This is a genomic window from Pseudomonas sp. Pme6b (genome assembly GCF_058129925.1).
Genome location: NZ_CM176704.1, coordinates 289,387 through 308,319 on the forward strand (window position 1 = coordinate 289,387; position 18,933 = coordinate 308,319).

The window sequence follows — 18,933 nt, forward strand, 5'->3', positions numbered from 1 at the left end:
ACTTTGAGGGCGGCGCATTATACCCGGCGAAGGCGGATTAGGGGATCGGCCGACAAATGTGGTCTTTTTTCGGCGAAAAAGCCTGCACAAGTGCCGCCTTCAGTAAAATCTGCTAACAATGCACAAGGTGCGCATCACCGCAGCTACGCCATAATGCGCCCCGAGATCAGAGGAGCATCCGATGAGCAGCACCGCACAAAATGCTGAAGGCGAAAAAATCCTTATTGTCGATGACGATCCGGGGCTGAGCAGTCTCCTGGAGCGTTTTTTCACCAGCAAGGGCTACCGGGCCCGGGCCGTGGCAAACGTGGAGCAAATGGACCGACTATTGGCCCGCGAGGTGTTCAACCTTGTGGTGCTGGACTTGATGCTGCCCGGAGAAGACGGCCTTTCAGCCTGCCGTCGTCTGCGAGCCGCGAACAATCAGGTGCCGATCATCATGCTGACCGCCAAGGGCGATGAGCTGAGCCGCATCAAGGGGCTCGAACTGGGTGCTGACGATTACCTGGCCAAGCCGTTCAACCCGGACGAGTTGATGGCGCGGGTCAAGGCTGTTCTGCGTCGTCAGGCTGCGCCTGTACCCGGCGCGCCCGGCAGTGAAGACGAGTCGGTCAGTTTCGGCGACTACGAGCTGTCCCTGGCAACCCGCGAACTCAAGCGTGGTGACGTGGTGCACATGCTGACCACGGGTGAATTCGCGGTACTCAAGGCTCTGGTCATGCACGCTCGCGAGCCGCTGACCCGTGACAAGCTGATGAACCTGGCCCGCGGCCGGGAGTGGGATGCGCTGGAGCGATCCATCGACGTACAGATCTCCCGTCTGCGTCGCCTGATCGAGCCGGATCCTTCCAAGCCCCGCTATATCCAGACCGTCTGGGGCGTAGGCTATGTATTCGTTCCGGATGGTGCCGGTAATCGCTGATAAGCCGGTTGTCAGCACAGAAGTCCGTCATTCCCGCCAGTTACGTCGATAATCTCTTTCAAGGTTATCGGCGTACTGGTTTTTTGCGTTCGTCCATCGGGTCCGGCCCGCGTTCGGCAAACCTGCGAGCCTCGCTCGCCTTGCAAAGTGTATGGCTGCAGTTATGAAGACTCCGCTCTGGTTTCCGCAAAGCTTTTTCTCTCGCACGCTCTGGCTGGTGCTCATCGTCGTGCTGTTTTCCAAGGCCCTGACGCTGGTTTATCTGCTGATGAACGAAGACGTGCTGGTCGACAGGCAGTACAGCCACGGCGTTGCGCTGACGCTGCGCGCGTATTGGGCTGCCGATGAAAACGATCGTGAGGCGATTGCCGAGGCGGCCGGTCTGATTCGGGTCGTGGGCGGTGGCGTGCCGGAAGGTGAGCAGCACTGGCCATACAGTGAGATCTACCAGCGGCAGATGCAGGCCGAGCTGGGTGCCGACACGGAAGTGCGTCTGCGTGTGCACGCACCGCCCGCGCTCTGGGTCAGGGCGCCGAGCCTTGGGGATGGCTGGCTGAAAGTACCGCTTTATCCGCACCCGTTACGCGGCCAGAAAATCTGGAGTGTGCTGGGCTGGTTCCTGGCCATCGGGTTGCTCTCCACAGCGTCGGCGTGGATTTTTGTGCGTCAATTGAATCAGCCGCTCAAGCGTCTGGTCTTTGCGGCTCGACAGTTGGGGCAGGGGCGCAGCATACGCTTGCCGGTCAGTGACACACCCAGTGAGATGACCGAAGTCTATCGGGCCTTCAATCAGATGGCCGAAGACGTCGAGCAGGCAGGGCAGGAGCGCGAACTGATGCTGGCTGGCGTCTCCCATGACTTGCGTACACCACTGACGCGTCTGCGCCTGTCTCTGGAACTGATGAACGACAATGAGTTCTCCGAAGGCATGGTGCGGGATATCGAGGACATGGATGCCATTCTTGACCAGTTCCTGGCGTTCATTCGCGATGGGCGTGACGAAGAGATTGAAGAAGTCGATCTGGGGCATCTGGTGCGCGACGTGGTTGCACCCTTCAATAACGATGAAGACAGCATCCGTCTGTGTCTGGAACCGATCCCGCCCTTCCCGCTAAGGCGCGTATCGATGAAGCGTCTACTGACCAACCTTATCGGCAACGCCAGGCATCATGCCGGTAACGGTATCGAAGTAGCCGCTTATGTATCCGGTGACAGAAATGCGCCGTACGTAGTGTTGAGCGTACTGGACAGAGGCGCAGGTATCGATCCATCCGAGCTTGATACCATCTTCAACCCGTTCATTCGCGGTGATCGCGCACGCAGTGGCAAGGGGACCGGCCTGGGGCTGGCTATCGTCAAGCGCATCGCTGCCATGCACGGCGGCAACGTCGAGTTGAGGAATCGTTCGGGGGGTGGCCTGGAGGCGCGAGTGCGCTTGCCTTTAGGGCTGATGCTGCCGAGGGACGCTATCTAGAAAGAATCGTAAAGGTCATAAAGCGCCGTGCGGGTCATGGAGGATGTTCGACAGGTCGACGCATTCTTGAGGACTTGCACGGCAGCTTGCCTGACCCGGCCCTTGGCGGAGGTACTCCCTGTACCCCTAGGTCACGCCGATCCATTCGATCAACGCATCCCGGCCCCTTGGTCATGCGCGCACCTTCCTCAGGCCGCACAAACAAGAGAGGTATCGGCTTCTGAAGCCGATACCTTCTTCTGAATCAATACCAGTTCGGGTCTTTGCGCAGCTCTTCATTCAAGAGCTTTTGCATGCCCTCGTCAGGCTTACCCAGGTAGCGGTAAGTCGCGTGACGAGTTGGTGATTTATCCGCAGGCAAGCCCGCAGGTACTTCAACCAACATGGCGTAAGCATCTTCCTTGTCGAGGCTGAAAGCCACGATCAGGCGTTTGCTTTTGCACGTATCGGCAGTTTCGCAAAGCGGCCCGACAAGATACTTGTCACCGTCTTCGGTGGCCGCTGTCATCTGCTGCTCGGAAGCTCCGGACAGGTTAATCACCCAATCCGGCAACCGCTCTTCCTTCTTGACGACCTTCGCCCAGGTTGTGCGGTACTCGGGAGCGGAGCTTAAAAGCTCGTTGACCCGAGACTGTCCATCATTGGCTGCCATGACCATGGCGCTGCCGCCCATCAACAGGGCGGCGGCCATTGTGCGAAATGACGTGTGCATTATCAGCCTCGACCGCGACGACCGAAGAAGAACGACACAACGAACATCACCAGGAAGACGACGAACAGGATCTTGGCGATACCGGTAGCCGTGCCCGCGATACCACCGAAGCCCAGTACTGCAGCGACAATGGCGATGATCAGAAACGTGATTGCCCAACTCAACATGGTGATACTCCTTTTTGGTGCCGTTTTAATGTGAATGCTGCGATTTTTCAGGTCGGGTCAGAAAACCCATTTTTGCTGCGGTGCGACTTCATCTACAGACACCAGGCCATCGACAGGGCGAAGGCTCGAGGACGCATCCTTGACCGCTGGGGCGCTTACGCCGCGGTAAGAAATGCTGCTGGTCTGGATGAATTGCTGTCTGGCTTGAGTTGCTTCGTTGGCTTGATTCCAACGCTGGAACTGCTGAATGGCGATCAGAGTGACAAGCAGTGCAAGGAGTAGAAAAAGACCTTGCTGAATGTGCAGGGGAGAGATACGCAATTGTGCAATACGCTGGCTGTTCATCTGCAAACTCCCCTGGCCTGAGTGGGCATTCAATCTGATGGGTCGTTGTATATCGACCTTGTTGAATGGGTTATTGCAGACTGCATGCCAGTTTGTTGGTGTAATTTAAATCCTTTAAAATCAATGGCCTGCGGAGTTTTGCAGAGGCGTCCTACCAGCAAGCTGCACGATTACACCTTTGTAATCGTGCGTTCTGCACGAAGCGTTCAGCGTTGTGCGCCTGGGCGATCAGCCTGCGCTACGCGCCATGACCTTCAGAGCGTCGCCATTCACTCCCTTGACGCCACGAATGTTGCGCGCGATTTCCACAGCCAGTTCCTTCTCTGCAAAGTTGGCAACCACGCCGTTCAGGCTCACCACACCGGCTTTGGTATCCACTTTGATGTTGAGTCCGTCCAGCGTCCGGCTGTAAATCAGGCTCGCCTTCACCTTGCTGGTGATCCAGGCGTCGCTCATTTCCTCGGTCGGGGTCAATGTCTGGGGCTGGGTCTTGGCTGCGATCGAGTCGGCTGCGCTCAGGCTGATCAGGTTGTTGACGCTGATCACCCCGTCAGTATTGCTTGCCAGGCTGCCCGCCAGCTCTTTGGCCTCGGGGCTTTGCGCGCGACCTTTGAGGGTGACCACGCCATTTTTGCTATCAACATCGATGGTCAGCGCTTCAGTCACGCTGCTCCACAGCAATTTGGATTTCACCGTCGCGACCAGCGTGGCATCTTCGAAGCGCTGGGCCATGTTGGTTCGCGTACCAGGCTCGCTGGCAACGGCAGGGTCTACCTCCAGCTGGTTGTCGACCTTTTCGATTCCTTTGGTATCCAGCGCAATGCGTTCGGCCAGCTCACGATCAACCTCGTTTTCAACCTTGCCCTTCAGAGTCGCAGTGCCCTGGTCGACGTTTACATCGATCTTGAACGGGCTCAGATGTTTGTTCAGCGCGAAAGCTGTCCAGATCGAACCTTCCTGATGCGCCTCGGCGAGTTGGGTGGGCAAATCAGGTTGGGCGAGTACCGGGCCGCTGCCAAGCAGCGCAGCGGCGGCGGTGATCAGAGCGATCTTTTTCAGTGAAAACATATGAGCGTTCCTTTTGAGATGGGATTTCGTCTCCGAGTGGACGGCTTTAACGACATAAACGCGGATTAATCAGGCTGTTCGCCATTGGGCGTTCAGAAAGCTACCATGCATGCCGAAGAATCAATCAGAATTGACCATGCAACTTGCCCGATGATTCCGAGACTAACTGAGACAATTCATTAAGGAGCGTAGGAAAAATGGAAGCAGCCACTGAGAATCAGGGCCGTATTCTGCTTGTGGACGATGAGTCCGCCATCCTCCGCACTTTCCGGTACTGTCTGGAAGACGAAGGCTACAGTGTCGCCACTGCCAACAGCGCAGCCCAGGCTGACACGCTCATGCAGCGCCAGGTTTTCGACCTGTGCTTTCTCGATTTGCGTCTGGGTGAAGATAACGGCCTGGATGTACTGGCGCAGATGCGTATTCAGGCACCGTGGATGCGTGTGGTCATCGTGACTGCACACTCTGCGGTCGATACGGCTGTTGATGCCATTCAGGCGGGCGCAGCCGACTATCTGGTAAAGCCGTGCAGCCCCGATCAGCTGCGTCTTGCTACCGCCAAACAGCTTGAAGTGCGCCAACTGTCTGCTCGCCTTGAGGCACTGGAAGGCGAGGTTCGCAAGCCCAAAGACGGACTGGATTCCCACAGTCCTTCGATGATGGCCATTCTGGAAACTGCCCGCCAGGTTGCCGTGACCGATGCCAACATCCTGATTCTGGGTGAATCGGGGACCGGTAAGGGCGAGCTGGCACGGGCGATTCACGGCTGGAGCAAGCGGGCAAAGAAGTCCTGCGTCACGATCAACTGTCCATCGCTCACCGCAGAACTGATGGAAAGCGAACTGTTCGGCCACAGTCGCGGGGCCTTCACGGGTGCGAGTGAGAGCACTCTGGGCCGTGTGAATCAGGCGGACGGCGGCACACTGTTCCTCGACGAGATCGGCGATTTCCCGCTGACGCTGCAACCCAAGCTGCTGCGCTTCATTCAGGACAAGGAATACGAGCGTGTGGGTGACCCGGTTACCCGACGTGCCGATGTACGTATCCTGGCCGCCACCAACCTGAATCTGGAAGACATGGTGCGCAGCGGGCGCTTCCGTGAGGATTTGCTGTACCGCCTGAACGTGATCACTCTGCATCTGCCAGCCCTGCGTGAGCGCAGCGAAGACATCCTGACCCTGGCGGACCGGTTTTTGGCGCGCTTCGTCAAGGAGTACGCTCGCCCGGCTCGAGGGTTCAGTGAAGAGGCCCGTGCAGCGCTGCTCAACTACCGCTGGCCTGGCAACATTCGTGAACTGCGCAACGTCATCGAGCGTGCCAGCATCATTTGTCCGCAGGAGCGTGTGGAGATCAGCCACTTGGGTATGGCCGAGCAGCCGACGAACAATGCGCCGCGTGTCGGCGCCGCCTTGAGCCTGGACGAGCTTGAGAAAGCACACATCGGAGCCGTGCTGGCGACCAGCGAAACACTTGACCAGGCCGCCAAGACGCTGGGTATCGATGCGTCGACGCTTTACCGCAAACGTAAACAGTACAACCTGTGAAAGGCCTCAAATGAAGCTGGCCATGAAACTGCGCACCCGCCTCTTTCTGAGTATCTCGGCACTGATCACCGTTGCTTTGCTCGGACTGCTGCTGGGGCTCGTCAGCGTCATGCAAATGGCCCGGACTCAGGAATCACTGATCCAGCATAACTTTGCCATTCTGGATCTGGGTTTGAAGCTGCGCCAGAACCTGGGTGATCAACTGGTGTTGATGACGGGTGCCAACCGCGATCAGGCTGAGCTGGAAAGAATCCAGAGTCAGTTTGAAGAGCTGCTGGAGGAGGGCTCGGTACAGGATACCCAGCAAAACGTACGCAATGGTTTCGAAAAGACCAAGGGCGATTACCGGCAATTCATCGATACCTGGAAGCAATACGGTAACGATGTGCGAGGCATACGCGGCGTACCGCAGCTGAGTGACAGCTTCGACAACCTGCGTAACGGCTTGCTGGCTGTACATCGCAAGGCGTTGGAGAACATCAGCAGCGCCGAAATCAACTCCCGTGATCGTGCACTATGGATCGCGGGCTTGCTGGGGCTGGTCGGGCTGGCGGTGCTATGTATCGGCTTTGTGACTGCGCACGGTATCGCCCGGCGTTTCGGTGCGCCGATCGAGGCGCTGGCCAAGGCTGCCGATCGCATCGGAGAAGGGGACTACGAAGTCACGCTGCCCATTTCGTCGGCCGCCGAGATGAATCTGTTGACCCGGCGATTCGGCATCATGGCCGAAGCCCTGCGTCAGCATCAGGCGACCAATATTGATGAATTACTGGCTGGCCAGCAGCGTCTGCAAGCGGTTCTCGACAGTATCGACGATGGTCTGCTGATGATTGACCGCCAAGGGCATCTGGAGCACTTGAACCCTGTGGCTCAGCGTCAGCTCGGCTGGGACGAGAGTCGCCTCGGGCAGAGCCTTGGAGATGCGTTGGGCCGACCTGAGCTGGATGAGCAATTGCATCTGGTACTGCGTGGCGGGACGCTGGAGCGTGCTCCGGAAGACCTGGCCATCGAAATCGACGGTGAATCGCGCCTGCTGACCTACAGCATGACGCCGGTCAGTCATACCAAAGGCCATATCCTCGGCGCGGTGATGGTGCTGCATGACGTCACCGAACAGCGTGCTTTCGAGAGGGTGCGCAGTGAGTTCGTCCTGCGCGCGTCGCATGAGCTGCGTACGCCTGTCACGGGTATGCACATGGCATTCGGTCTTCTCCAGGAGCGCCTGCATTTCGCCCCCGAAACCCGTGAGGCCGATCTGCTCAATACGGTCACCGAAGAAATGCAGCGCCTTATGCAGCTCATCAATGACCTGCTGAATTTCTCGCGTTACCAGAACGGTCTGCAGAAACTCAAACTGGCACCGTGCTCCATCGAAACCTTGCTCGAAGAAGCCAGAGCGCGATTCGAGGACAAGGCCCTTGAGCAGGACATCGTACTGATGCTGGATATGCAGGAACCCATGCCGCGCCTGCATGCCGATCAGTCCCAGCTGGAGCGGGTGCTGGACAACCTGCTGGACAATGCGCTGCGGCACACGCCACAGAACGGTCTGATTCGCCTGCAGGCCAGGCGTCATGGCGAGCGGGCAATCATCAGCGTTGAAGACAACGGTGAGGGCATTGCCTACGGGCAGCAGGGACGAATCTTCGAACCCTTCGTGCAGGTCGGTCGCAAAAAAGGCGGTGCCGGACTCGGGCTGGCGCTGTGCAAGGAGATCGTTCAGCTGCACGGCGGGCGCATGGGGGTCTATTCAAGGCCCGGGCAGGGCACGCAGTTCTATATGGCGTTGCCGCTTTGACGGCACGGCCTTGAAGGCGCTGCCTGTATGCCCTTCATAAGAGCATCAAATATCAGGTTGTGCCCTGATTAATTGACGCGGTTAAGCACCTGCAGGATGGCTGCGCTCTGTGCATCGGGTTCGCCGTCGAAGCGCGCGGGGCGGTAGTGCATCTGGAATGCCGCCAGCACCTGACGCGTGGCGGTGTCGAGCTCTCCGGTCTGCGGGGTGCTGTAACCCAGACGTGCCAGTTGTTGCTGGAACCAGCTAATACTTGGCAGGTTGGTTGCCAGCAATGCCTGATGCTGGGCAACGAGACGTTCGTCAGGCCAGATGCCGAGCCCTTCGGCAGCAAGGCGCTTCCAGGGGAACAGCGGGCCAGGGTCCTGTTTGCGCGTCGGCGCTATGTCGCTGTGGCCGATGATGTGTTTTGGATCGATTTTGTTGCGTTTGACAATGTCTTTGAGCAGTACTGTGATCGACTGGATCTGTGCTTCAGTGTAGGCGTACCACAACCGGCCTGCCGGTGTGTCCTTGAAGCCGGGGTTGACGATCTCGATGCCGATCGAGCTGGAATTAAGCCAGGTACGGCCTTCCCATTCGCTTTCGCCAGCATGCCAGGCGCGGGCGCTTTCATCGACCAGCTTGTAGATAGTGGCCTTGCTGTCATCGCCAATCAGATAGTGGCTGCTGACCTCTCCATGGGTCAGAAGCTGGAGGGATTTTTCCATCGAGATCGAGGTGTAATGCATGACCACGTACTGAACCCGGCCATCGAAGTTCACCGATGGATGGCTGGTGTCCAGCCTGGGGCCGCTGGCGCAGGCAGTGAGGATGAGCAGCAGAAAGGCAGAGAAATACAGTTTCATGGGATCGGCAGCGTCAGCGGGAAATGCAATATCATAACAACATGCGTGCAAATAGCTTCGGCATTGACGTGCTCGTTCAGGTCAAAATGTTTCAGTCAGCCTTGTTCGACCCTGTTTCGGCCATTTTCCTTGGCCTTGTACAGCGCCTGATCGGCGCGCTTGATCGCAGTGTCACTGCGTTCAGCCGTTCGAAAAGCCGTCACTCCAATGGACACTGTAATCGTCACGCGTTCGCCCTTGAAGTGAAACGGACATGACTCCACCGCCGTGCGCAGTTCGTCGAGCAGTGTCAGACCGGTGCCGGGAGGTGTAGCAGGCAACAGCATGACAAATTCCTCACCGCCAAACCGGGCGAGGAAATCGTCGCTGCGCAGGCGTTTCCTGAAAACGTTGGCGACGATCTTCAGCACTTTATCGCCTGCCAGGTGGCCATATCCGTCATTGATTCGCTTGAAGTGGTCCAGGTCCAGAATGCACACCAGCAGGCTGTTTTTCTCGTGTTGCCACTTGCTCATCTCCTGTTCGAGGCGCTCGCCCCAGGCTGCGCGATTGGGCAGGCCGGTGAGCGGGTCGATCAAGGCCTTTTGGCGCTGTTCTTCCAGGTGAGTCCTGAAACCCAGCGCTTCCTGCTCCATGCTTGCAACGCGGGCCGAAAGGCCTTGCAGCCGCGAGGCAACTTCCCGCTCGCGTGCGTCACGCTTGAGCTGGTAGTGGTCCATGGTGCTGAGCAAGCCTTCAAAGCGGTTGTCGAGCACCTGCTTGAGACTGGTCAGGTCGGAAGCGTCCTGAACGCTGATTTGCAGGCCGCCTACCTGTTCGCGCAACTGCTCGTTCAGGTCGCGGGCTGTGGACTGATCCTCGGCATGATCTTCACTGGCAGCCTGCAAATGGCTCTGAAACGATTCGAGCCGCTCATTGAGTTGTTTGAGGTAGGTGCTGAATTCCTGTTGGCCGCCGTTGTTGATTGCCAGCATCAGAACTGCCAGATCGTCGAGGATCGGTAGCAGTTCGTACCAGTTGATCCCATGTTTCAAGCGTAACTGCATGTCCTCGACCTGCGGGCGGAAGTGCTCCGACAAGGTCAGGTCATCGAGCAGGCCCAGCAGGGTTTCCTCAATGTGTGCCGCCACCGAGCTGTAGCTGGGTTCTGGCGAGGAGGGCAGCGAATAACCCTCTTCGCCTTCTACCATTTCGGTTTCTGATTCGGCATCCTCTTGCGGCTGTTCCAGTGCCTGGATTATTGGCACAGGCCTTTGCTGGTAGGGCACTGACGGAACGGGGCCCAGCAGGTCAGTGAAATCGATAGGCTCGACAGGGACAACCGCAGGTTCGGTGACTGTTTCGGCCAGGGCTGGAGCAAGGGCTGCTGCGGCTGGCGATGGCACAGGTGTTTCAGGTGCCGTAACGATAGCGGTTTCGGCTTCTGAAACCTTTGGCGGCAGTGTGTGTGCGTCCTTTGTCTTCTGGTTGACGATGTCGGGGGCAATGGCAGCTTCTACTTCCGCTGCGGCAACGTCTATCGGCGCTTGAGCGTTCGCGGCCTCAGGTTGCACGTGCGTCTCATGCGTTTCCTGAGCAGAAGGGGCGTTTTCGGGGTGGGCAGCCTCGGGAGGGCGCTCATTGCCATGTTCGTCCCGTGAACCGAACAAACGCTGCAGAAGCCCTTGGCGTGGGCCCTCTTCGTGCTTTTCGAGCAGGGTCAGGGCCTGGCCCTGCAAACCACTCAACTCGCTGAGCAGCAAAGGCAGCTCGCGCGCCTGCGATGCACGTTCTTCAAGGTCCTTGGCAAAGCGCTTGAGTGGCTTGCGTACCTCTCGTGGCAACGGTAGCGCTTGCAGTTGTGCAACCAGTGCGGTCAGTGCCGAGCCAATTTGCCCGACCCGTACTTCACGGCGATGCTCGGAGTCCAGTACGGCTTTTTCGAGGCGCGGAATCAAGGCTGCCAGACCGGCGTCCATATCGTCCTTGCGGACAATTTCGCGCATTTCCTTCATGCATTCATCGACGGCGCGGTCAGAGCCTTCTGCTGCCAGGCTGCTGCGCACCAGACCGCGGCGCAGCAAGTCGAGCCGCGCATCCCAGCGCTTTTCGAGCTTATCCTGTTGCTCGATTCCCTTGAGGTACTTCTCTTTCCAACGCTCCGCGTCGTCGCTCATGCAAGGCTTCCACCGGAGGGCACAGGCAGTGAGTCCCCACGCAGTGAGTCTGGCAGGCGAATCTCGACAGCAACCGGCAGGTGGTCGGAAATGGGCTGCGCCAGTACCTGTACGCGTTCAAGCGTGAGGGTCGGGCTGAGCAGAATGTGGTCAAGGCAGCGTTGTGGTCGCCAGCTTGGAAAGGTCGCTTCGATTTGCGGTGCCAAAAGGCCCAGATCGCGTAGCGGCGAGTGCTCCAGCAGGTCATTGGCGTGGGTATTCATGTCGCCCATCAGAACCTGATGGCGATAACCGCCGATCAGGTCGCGAATGTAAGCCAGTTGCCGGGTTCTGGTACGAGTGCCCAGAGCCAGGTGCATCATGACCACCACCAGCGCATCTTCGCCTTCGCCGAAGCGGACAAGAATTGCCCCGCGCCCGGCCGGACCCGGCAGCGGATGATCCTCGATCTTGGTCGGGCGCAAGCGACTCAGCACACCATTGCTGTGCTGGGCGAGGCGACCGAGATTGCGATTGAGCTGTTGATACCAGTACGGAAAGCCACCCAGTTGAGCAAGGTGCTCGACCTGATTGACGAAGCCGGATCGCATGCTGCCGCCATCGACTTCCTGCAACGCCACCAGATCGAAATCGTTGATCAGATCGCCGATTTTCTGCAGGTTGCCTGCCCTGCCGCCATGTGGCAGCAGATGCTGCCAGCTGCGCGTCAGGTAGTGGTGGTAGCGTTGGGTACTGATACCCACCTGGATATTGAAACTGAGCAAACGCAGCCTGCCGTCTTCCGGCAGGCCGTTTTGCGTCAGATGATGTTCGTTGACCTGCGGATCATGCAGGCCAACGATACGGGTGCTGCCCTTGCCCCAGCGGCGCATGGCGGGCGCTTACTTGGCGGCTGTAGCAGCCGCTCGCTCTTTGGCAATCAATTGATCGGCAACTTCCAGAGTCTTTTCCGGACCTCCGGCAGAACCCAGGTCAAAGCGGTACTTGCCATTGACGATCATGGTCGGAACGCCAGTCACCTCATACTTCTTGGCCAGTTCCTTGTACTGGGCGATCTTGCCCTTGACTGCGAAAGAGTCGAACGTTTTCAGGAAGTCTTCCTTGTTCACGCCCTGTGTGGCGACGAAGTCAGCCATGTCATTCTTGTCGGTCAGACGCTTGCCGCCTTTCTGGATGGCTTCGAATACGGCCGCGTGAACCTTGTGCTCGACGCCCATGGTGTCGAGGGTGATGAACAGCTGGCCGTGTGCATCCCACGGGCCGCCGAACATGGCAGGGATGCGTACGAACTTGACGTCGGACGGCAGTTTTTCAATCCACGGATTGATCGTTGGCTCGAACGCGTAGCAGTGCGGGCAGCCATACCAGAACAGCTCGACGACTTCGATCTTGCCTGGCTCGGCAACAGGCACAGCGCTCGCCAGCTCGACGTATTGCTTGCCCGCCTCGATGGGCGTGGCAGCCTGGGCGGACATACCGAACAGACTGGCGGCAACCAGAGCGGCGCTGATGATCAGATTACGCATGCTTTACTCCTGAGCAGATTGAATCGCCTTCAAGCGACGGTGGTTTCGACCGAACGCGAAAGCCTGAGTTCGTTAGTGTAACGCTGAGGTTGTAAAAATGGGCGACCACGGACGGCCTTTTTGCATAAGGAGTGAAGCAGGTCATGTCTGAATGTTCCAGCCGCCAGCCAGAGCGGCCCGATACAGTGCCAGTGTGGGCCGGGGGGCAGGTGTGTCATTATATGCCTACGCATCCAAACGAAACCGACACCTCTTGCCGCTCGCTTTGCAGGCAGGGCCTTCACCGGAAATCACATGCAACTCAAAAACCCCATCCTCGGTCTGTGCCAACAGGCCACGTTCATGCTCAGCGCCGCCAAGGTCGACCAATGCCCCGACGACGAAGGGTTTGAAGTCGCTTTTGCCGGTCGTTCCAATGCAGGCAAATCGAGCGCGCTGAACACGCTGACCCATGCCAGCCTGGCGCGCACCTCCAAGACGCCGGGGCGCACTCAACTGCTGAACTTCTTCGGGCTGGATGAAAATCGACGTCTGGTCGACTTGCCGGGCTACGGCTACGCCAAAGTGCCTATCCCGCTCAAACTGCACTGGCAGCGCCACCTGGAAGCCTATCTGGGCAGCCGCGAAAGCCTGAAGGGTCTGATCCTGATGATGGATATCCGTCATCCAATGACCGACTTCGACCTGTTGATGCTGGACTGGGCCATCGCCAGCTACATGCCGATGCACATTCTGCTGACCAAGGCCGACAAGCTGACCTATGGCGCTGCGAAGAACACGCTGCTCAAGGTTCAGGCCGAAATTCGCAAAGGCTGGGGCGATGCAGTGAGCATCCAGTTGTTCTCGGCTCCCAAGCGCATGGGGCTGGAAGAGGCTTACACCGTGCTGGCCGACTGGATGGAACTGGAAGACAAGGCACCTGCGGAGTAAATCGCAGGCAAAAAAGACCCCGGACTTCGCATGGGGAGGGGGAAGTTCCGGGGCTTAAGGTCCAGACCTTAGGGTGGGATCTGGATAACTGCCAACACTTAACACAACTAGGAGCACGATCGATTTTTCAACCAATCGAGACCTCTGACTCCTGTCCAAACGGTTAAGTTCCAGCAATGAAGAAAAGTTCACATTTCCTACAATTTTTGACGAACCTGCTGACAGGTTCGCCCTTTCAGAGTCAGTGCGCCTCGTCCCAGTTGTTGCCGACCCCGACTTCCACCAGCAGCGGCACTGCCAATTCTGCTGCGCCACTCATGTGTGGGCGGATCTGTTCACTGATCTGATCGACCAGGTCTTCGCGCACCTCCAGCACCAGTTCGTCATGCACCTGCAGAATGACCCGCGCATCCAGACCGGATTCTTCCAGCCAGCCATTCACGGCCACCATGGCTTTCTTGATGATGTCCGCCGCAGTGCCTTGCATCGGCGCGTTGATCGCCATGCGTTCGGCACCTTTGCGCAGGGACTGGTTCTTGGCGTTGATGTCCGGCAAGTACAGGCGACGGCCGAAAATGGTCTCGACAAAACCCTGCTCGGCGGCCTGAGCACGTGTGCGCTCCATGTAATCCAGCACGCCGGGGTAGCGGGCGAAGTAACGGTCGACATAAGCCTGTGACTGCTTGCGGTCCACGCCAATCTGTTTGGCCAGGCCAAACGCGCTCATGCCGTAGATCAGGCCGAAGTTGATCGCTTTGGCGCTGCGGCGCATGTCCGTGGTGACGTTTTCCAGCTCGACGCCGAAGACTTCCGCTGCCGTCGCGCGGTGAACGTCCAGGTCGTTGCGGAAGGCATGCAGCAAGCCTTCGTCCTGTGCCAGATGCGCCATGATGCGCAGTTCGATCTGCGAATAGTCTGCCGCCAGCAGCTTGTAGCCCTTGGGGGCCACGAACGCCTGACGGATGCGTCGGCCTTCAGCAGTACGGATCGGGATGTTCTGCAGGTTCGGATCGCTGGATGACAAGCGCCCGGTCACCGCCACTGCCTGGTGATAGGAGGTGTGAATGCGTCCGGTGCGCGGGTTGATCTGCTCCGGCAGGCGGTCGGTGTAAGTGCTCTTGAGCTTGCTCATCGAGCGGTATTGCATCAGTACCTTGGGCAGCGGGAAGTCCTGCTCGGCGAGTTCGGCCAGCACGGCCTCGGCAGTCGATGCCTGGCCGGTGGCGGTCTTGCTGAGGATCGGCATACCGAGCTTTTCGTAGAGAATCACGCCGAGCTGCTTGGGCGAGCCCAGGTTGAACTCTTCACCGGCAATGGCAAAGGCTTCGCGCTCCAGCGCGGTCATCTTGTCGCCCAGTTCGACGCTCTGGATGCCCAGCAGGTTGGCATCGACCAGTGCGCCCTGGCGTTCGATGCCTGCAAGGACGGGCACCAGCGGCATCTCGATGTCGTTCAAGACCGGCTGCAAGGTTGGAATTGCGGCCAGACGCGCTTCGAATACTTCATGCAGGCGCAGGGTCAGGTCGGCTTCTTCGGCAGCATAATTACCAGCCTGCTCGATGGCGATCTGGTCGAAGGTCAGCTGCTTGGCACCTTTGCCGGCGATCTCCTGGAAGTTGATCGGCGTGTGCGTCAGGTACTTGGCCACCAGGCTGTCGCGGTCGTGGCGGGTGGCGGTGGAGTCCAGAACGTAGGACTCCAGAATGGTGTCGAACCTGACGCCCTGCAGGTCGATGCCTTGGGTCTGATCGCCGTCGAGCGCGCAGTTGGCAAGCAGGTTGATAGCGAACTTGGCGTGTTGACCGACCTTGGTTTTATCCGGGTCTTCAAGCAGCGGCTTGAGCGCCTTGAGTACTGTGTCGCGGTCCAGTTGCTGCGGCACCCCCATGTAGGAGTGGGTCAGCGGAATGTAGGCGGCTTCATGGGTTTGAATGGCAAAAGACAAACCTACCAGTTGCGCGCGCTGGGCGTCGGTGCCGTTGCTCTGGGTCACGAAGGCGAACAGCGGCGCGGCGTTGAGTTTCTTCAGCCACGCGTCGAACTGGCTCTGCTCGAGAATGACTTCATAGGCGGCTTCTTTTGCCTCGACGGTTGGCTCTTCGACGGCCAGTTCCTGCCCGGCGCGTTTGGCATCACGTTGCAGGTCTTCGATCCAGCTTTTGAATTCCAGCTCGGCGTACAGCTCCATCAATTTGTCGCGGTCCGGCTCGCCGCAATGCAGCTGGTCCAGTTCGATGTCCAGTGGCACGTCGATCTTGATAGTTGCCAGTTCATAGGACAGGAAGGCCATCGCACGATGCTCTTCAAGCTTGGCCGCCAGGGTCTTGGCCCCACGAATAGGCAGGGTCGCGACCGTTTCGAGGCGTTCGTAAAGCTCCTTGATTCCGCCGCCCACGCCAACCAGCAAGCCGACGGCAGTCTTTTCGCCGACGCCGGGGACGCCAGGTATGTTGTCGACCTTGTCGCCCATCAGTGCGAGGTAGTCGATGATGTGCTCCGGACCGACGCCGAACTTCTCTTTCACGCCAGCCACGTCCAGCACGCTGCCGGTCATGGTGTTGACCAGGGTGATGTGTCCGTCGACCAGTTGCGCCATGTCCTTGTCACCTGTGGAGATGATCACCGGACGGTCCGCCGCTGCGCTGCTGCGCGCCAGGGTGCCGATCACGTCGTCTGCTTCAACGCCTTCCACGCATAGCAGCGGATAGCCCATGCCCTTGACGCAAGCATGCAGCAGATCGACCTGCACGCGCAGGTCATCCGGCATGCTGGGCCGATTGGCTTTGTAATCGGTATACAGCGCGTCGCGGAAAGTCCCGCCCTTGGCATCGAAGACCACCGCAAACGGGCTGTCCGGGTACTGGCGACGCAGGCTTTTGAGCATGTTGAGCACGCCTTTGACGGCGCCCGTCGGCAATCCTTTGGACGTGGTCAGTGGTGGCAGTGCGTGGAAGGCGCGATAGAGGTAAGAGGAACCGTCTATCAGGACGAGCGGCGCTTGGGTCATGAGCAGAATCAACCTTTTCGGCGGGGCCGGCGCTAGAATGCGCGGACCATTGACGACAAAGGGACAAGGTTATCATGTGCAAGGTAAATCGACTGATATTGACCGGCCTGTTGGCATTTTGTCCTTTGCTCGCAGTTTCAGCAGGGGACCCACCTTCGGCTGCACCGGACGTTACTATCCGCACCGACGGGGACAAAACCATTCAGGAATACCGCCAGAACGGCTTTCTGTATGCTGTGAAGATTACCCCCAAACACGGCAAGCCCTATTTTCTGGTGCGATCCGATGGTACAAGTCCCAATTTTATCCGTTCGGACCAACCGGACATGCTGATCCCGGAGTGGAAAATATTCGAATGGTAGCCACCTACATTCACTTTAATTGCTGGCAGTTCTGACATGTCCGTTTTTACCCCGTTGGCCCGGCCCGAGCTGGAAGCATTTCTCGCCCCTTATGGGCTCGGCCGTTTGCTTGACTATCAGGGCATTGCCGCCGGTAGCGAAAACACCAACTACTTCATCAGTCTGGAGCAGGGCGAATTCGTTCTGACGCTGGTCGAACGCGGCCCGGTGCAGGAGATGCCATTCTTCATCGAGCTGCTCGACGTGCTGCACGATGCCGATTTGCCGGTGCCGTACGCATTGCGCACCACCGACGGTGAGGCCCTGCGGCAATTGGCGGACAAACCGGCGCTTCTGCAGCCACGTTTGCCAGGCAAGCACATCAGCGAGCCCAATACCCAGCACTGCGTGCAGATTGGCGAGCTATTGGCCAACCTGCATCTGGCGACCCGTGAGCAGGTGCTGGAGCGCAAGACCGATCGAGGTCTGGACTGGATGCTGAGTGAGGGGCGCAATTTTCTGTCGCATCTGGGCGAAACCCAGCGAGCCTTGCTGGAAAAGAGCCTTCAAGAGATCGAAGACTTCAAGCCACAGATCATGGCGTTGCCGCGCGCCAACCTGCACGCGGACCTGTTTCGTGACAACGTGTTGTTTGAAGGCACGCACCTGACCGGGCTGATCGACTTCTATAACGCCTGTTCCGGGCCGATGCTCTACGACCTGGCGATTGCCCTCAATGACTGGTGCTCGCGTGAAAACGGCCAGCTCGATGCCGTCCGTGCTCGTGCGCTGCTGGGGGCTTATGCAGGTTTGCGACCATTCACTGCGGCGGAGTCGAAGCTCTGGACGACTATGTTGCGCATCGCCTGCGTGCGTTTCTGGCTGTCACGTTTGATCGCCGCCGAAACCTTCGCCGGTCAGGACGTGCTGATTCATGACCCTGCGGAGTTCGAGCGCCGCCTGGCCGAGCGCCAGGAAGCGCACATTGCGTTGCCGTTTGCGCTCTGAGACCAGGCCTGTCTCCGCGCGTCTGAACCAGTCGGACGGTTGACTCTCGTTCCCATGCTCCGCGTGGGAATGCAGTGCGTGACGCTCTGCGTCACACAGCAGTGCTGCTATGTGGGCGGTGGCAGTCAGAGACTGCTCAGGCAACCTGCCAAATCATCCGCCAGCTTTTGCAGGACTTGCTCGTAACCCTGAGCGGTGGCCGGGGTGTAGCCGCCCAGTCCATCCAGCTCCGCCAGCTTGACCGGCAGGCCTGCGCTCAAGGTTTCAGCCAGACGCGGGCGCAGTGGTGGTTCACTGAATACGCAGGTCTTGCCGGCAGCTTTCAGGCGTTCGCGCATGGCGGCGACGTGCTGGGCGCCGGGCTGGATCTCGGCGGCGATGGCGAATACCCCGGCGTGTTTGAGCCCGTAAGCCTCTTCGAAATAATCGAACGCCTCGTGGAAGACGAAGTAAGGCTTGCCTGCCACTGCACTGACCCGACCCTTGATACGAGCATCCAGCGCGTCAAGGCGTTTGCTGAATGCGGCAGCGTTACTCGCATAACGAGCTGCATTGGCAGGGTCGGCGGCGCTCAGGTCTGTGGCCATTTTCGCGGCAATCACCCGAGCATTGACGGTCGACAGCCACAGGTGTGAATCCAGGCTGCCGGGCCGGTGATCATGATCATGTTCGTCTGAATCGTTGTCGTGATCATGTTCGTGGTCATCATGCGAGGCATTGTCCTGGCCAAAGTGACGCAAGTGCATGCCCGGCAGCGTCTGTACGGCAACTGCAGGCAGTTTGCGGCCCTGAAGGACGCGCGGCAGGAAAGCTTCCATGTCCGGGCCGATCCAGTAGAGCAACTCTACTTCCTGCACGCGCCGTACGTCGGATGGGCGCAGCGCGTAATTATGAGGTGAGGCACCCGGTGGCAACAGCACTTGCGGTGTACCAACGCCATCCTGCACAGCCGCTGCAATCAGCTGCAATGGCTTGATACTGGTCAGCACCCGGACCTCGGCCTGAACAGGGGAAATGACCAGCAGACTGACCCACAAAACAGCAACAAGATTTAAAAGACGGCGCACTCGAATCACTCATATAAGCC

The 18,933-nt window shown here is 58.7% G+C and carries 17 protein-coding genes; 7 read left to right on the top strand and 10 right to left on the bottom strand.

Features of this window, described 5'->3' with window-relative positions:
• Window positions 1–181 precede the first annotated feature (181 nt).
• On the top strand, window positions 182–922 hold the full coding sequence (ompR, locus tag AC4ANE_RS01355; protein WP_002555676.1) for an osmolarity response regulator transcription factor OmpR: 741 nt from the start codon (window positions 182–184) through the stop codon (window positions 920–922).
• A gap of 163 nt (window positions 923–1,085) precedes the next feature.
• Window positions 1,086–2,396 (top strand): ATP-binding protein, encoded by a 1,311-nt coding sequence (locus AC4ANE_RS01360; RefSeq protein WP_031595541.1) that lies wholly within the window; start codon window positions 1,086–1,088, stop codon window positions 2,394–2,396.
• A 244-nt stretch (window positions 2,397–2,640) separates the two neighbouring features.
• On the opposite strand, the gene AC4ANE_RS01365 is transcribed toward AC4ANE_RS01360, so the two are convergent.
• The 4 genes from AC4ANE_RS01365 to AC4ANE_RS01380 all read right to left on the bottom strand — a co-directional run bounded on the left by AC4ANE_RS01365 (window position 2,641) and on the right by AC4ANE_RS01380 (window position 4,688).
• Entirely contained in the window at window positions 2,641–3,108 is a 468-nt protein-coding gene (locus tag AC4ANE_RS01365) for an inhibitor of vertebrate lysozyme family protein (RefSeq protein ID WP_002555678.1), read from the bottom strand.
• A 2-nt stretch (window positions 3,109–3,110) separates the two neighbouring features.
• A complete protein-coding gene (locus AC4ANE_RS01370; protein WP_002555679.1) occupies window positions 3,111–3,275 on the bottom strand; it encodes a DUF1328 domain-containing protein in 165 nt (54 codons plus the stop codon).
• 57 nt (window positions 3,276–3,332) lie between these two features.
• Window positions 3,333–3,620 (bottom strand): hypothetical protein, encoded by a 288-nt coding sequence (locus AC4ANE_RS01375; RefSeq protein ID WP_002555680.1) that lies wholly within the window; start codon window positions 3,618–3,620, stop codon window positions 3,333–3,335.
• 228 nt (window positions 3,621–3,848) lie between these two features.
• A complete protein-coding gene (locus AC4ANE_RS01380) occupies window positions 3,849–4,688 on the bottom strand; it encodes a BON domain-containing protein (protein WP_002555681.1) in 840 nt (279 codons plus the stop codon).
• A 197-nt stretch (window positions 4,689–4,885) separates the two neighbouring features.
• On the opposite strand from AC4ANE_RS01380, the gene algB reads away from it, so the two are divergent.
• Window positions 4,886–6,232, top strand: a complete 1,347-nt coding sequence (gene algB / locus AC4ANE_RS01385; RefSeq protein ID WP_002555682.1) for a sigma-54-dependent response regulator transcription factor AlgB — start codon at window positions 4,886–4,888, stop codon at window positions 6,230–6,232.
• Between the two features lie 10 nt (window positions 6,233–6,242).
• Entirely contained in the window at window positions 6,243–8,030 is a 1,788-nt protein-coding gene (locus AC4ANE_RS01390; RefSeq protein WP_002555683.1) for a KinB sensor domain-containing domain, read from the top strand.
• 68 nt (window positions 8,031–8,098) lie between these two features.
• Here AC4ANE_RS01390 and AC4ANE_RS01395 read toward each other — a convergent pair whose 3' ends face one another.
• The 4 genes from AC4ANE_RS01395 to AC4ANE_RS01410 all read right to left on the bottom strand — a co-directional run bounded on the left by AC4ANE_RS01395 (window position 8,099) and on the right by AC4ANE_RS01410 (window position 12,560).
• Complete coding sequence (locus AC4ANE_RS01395; protein ID WP_460408670.1) at window positions 8,099–8,878, bottom strand: N-acetylmuramoyl-L-alanine amidase; 780 nt, start codon at window positions 8,876–8,878, stop codon at window positions 8,099–8,101.
• Window positions 8,879–8,973: 95 nt separating this feature from the next.
• Window positions 8,974–11,034 carry a GGDEF domain-containing protein gene (locus tag AC4ANE_RS01400; protein WP_460408671.1) on the bottom strand — a complete coding sequence of 687 codons (2,061 nt, stop codon included), beginning with the start codon at window positions 11,032–11,034 and terminating at the stop codon, window positions 8,974–8,976.
• Complete coding sequence (locus tag AC4ANE_RS01405) at window positions 11,031–11,906, bottom strand: endonuclease/exonuclease/phosphatase family protein (protein ID WP_002555686.1); 876 nt, start codon at window positions 11,904–11,906, stop codon at window positions 11,031–11,033. The genes AC4ANE_RS01400 and AC4ANE_RS01405 overlap by 4 nt, the downstream gene beginning before the upstream one ends.
• 9 nt (window positions 11,907–11,915) lie before the next feature.
• Entirely contained in the window at window positions 11,916–12,560 is a 645-nt protein-coding gene (locus AC4ANE_RS01410; protein WP_002555687.1) for a thiol:disulfide interchange protein DsbA/DsbL, read from the bottom strand.
• Between the two features lie 294 nt (window positions 12,561–12,854).
• Between AC4ANE_RS01410 and yihA the strand changes: the two genes are divergently transcribed.
• Entirely contained in the window at window positions 12,855–13,490 is a 636-nt protein-coding gene (gene yihA, locus AC4ANE_RS01415) for a ribosome biogenesis GTP-binding protein YihA/YsxC (RefSeq protein ID WP_031595543.1), read from the top strand.
• A gap of 241 nt (window positions 13,491–13,731) precedes the next feature.
• On the opposite strand, the gene polA is transcribed toward yihA, so the two are convergent.
• The gene (polA, locus tag AC4ANE_RS01420) at window positions 13,732–16,497 is read right to left on the bottom strand and encodes a DNA polymerase I (protein ID WP_031595544.1); all 2,766 of its coding nucleotides are present in this window, start codon (window positions 16,495–16,497) and stop codon (window positions 13,732–13,734) included.
• Between the two features lie 74 nt (window positions 16,498–16,571).
• On the opposite strand from polA, the gene AC4ANE_RS01425 reads away from it, so the two are divergent.
• Both AC4ANE_RS01425 and AC4ANE_RS01430 read left to right on the top strand, forming a co-directional pair.
• On the top strand, window positions 16,572–16,859 hold the full coding sequence (locus tag AC4ANE_RS01425) for a DUF2782 domain-containing protein (RefSeq protein WP_002555689.1): 288 nt from the start codon (window positions 16,572–16,574) through the stop codon (window positions 16,857–16,859).
• Window positions 16,860–16,895: 36 nt separating this feature from the next.
• Window positions 16,896–17,846 carry a homoserine kinase gene (locus AC4ANE_RS01430; protein WP_002555690.1) on the top strand — a complete coding sequence of 317 codons (951 nt, stop codon included), beginning with the start codon at window positions 16,896–16,898 and terminating at the stop codon, window positions 17,844–17,846.
• A 125-nt stretch (window positions 17,847–17,971) separates the two neighbouring features.
• On the opposite strand, the gene znuA is transcribed toward AC4ANE_RS01430, so the two are convergent.
• The gene (gene znuA / locus AC4ANE_RS01435; RefSeq protein WP_002551452.1) at window positions 17,972–18,913 is read right to left on the bottom strand and encodes a zinc ABC transporter substrate-binding protein ZnuA; all 942 of its coding nucleotides are present in this window, start codon (window positions 18,911–18,913) and stop codon (window positions 17,972–17,974) included.
• Window positions 18,914–18,933 lie beyond the last annotated feature (20 nt).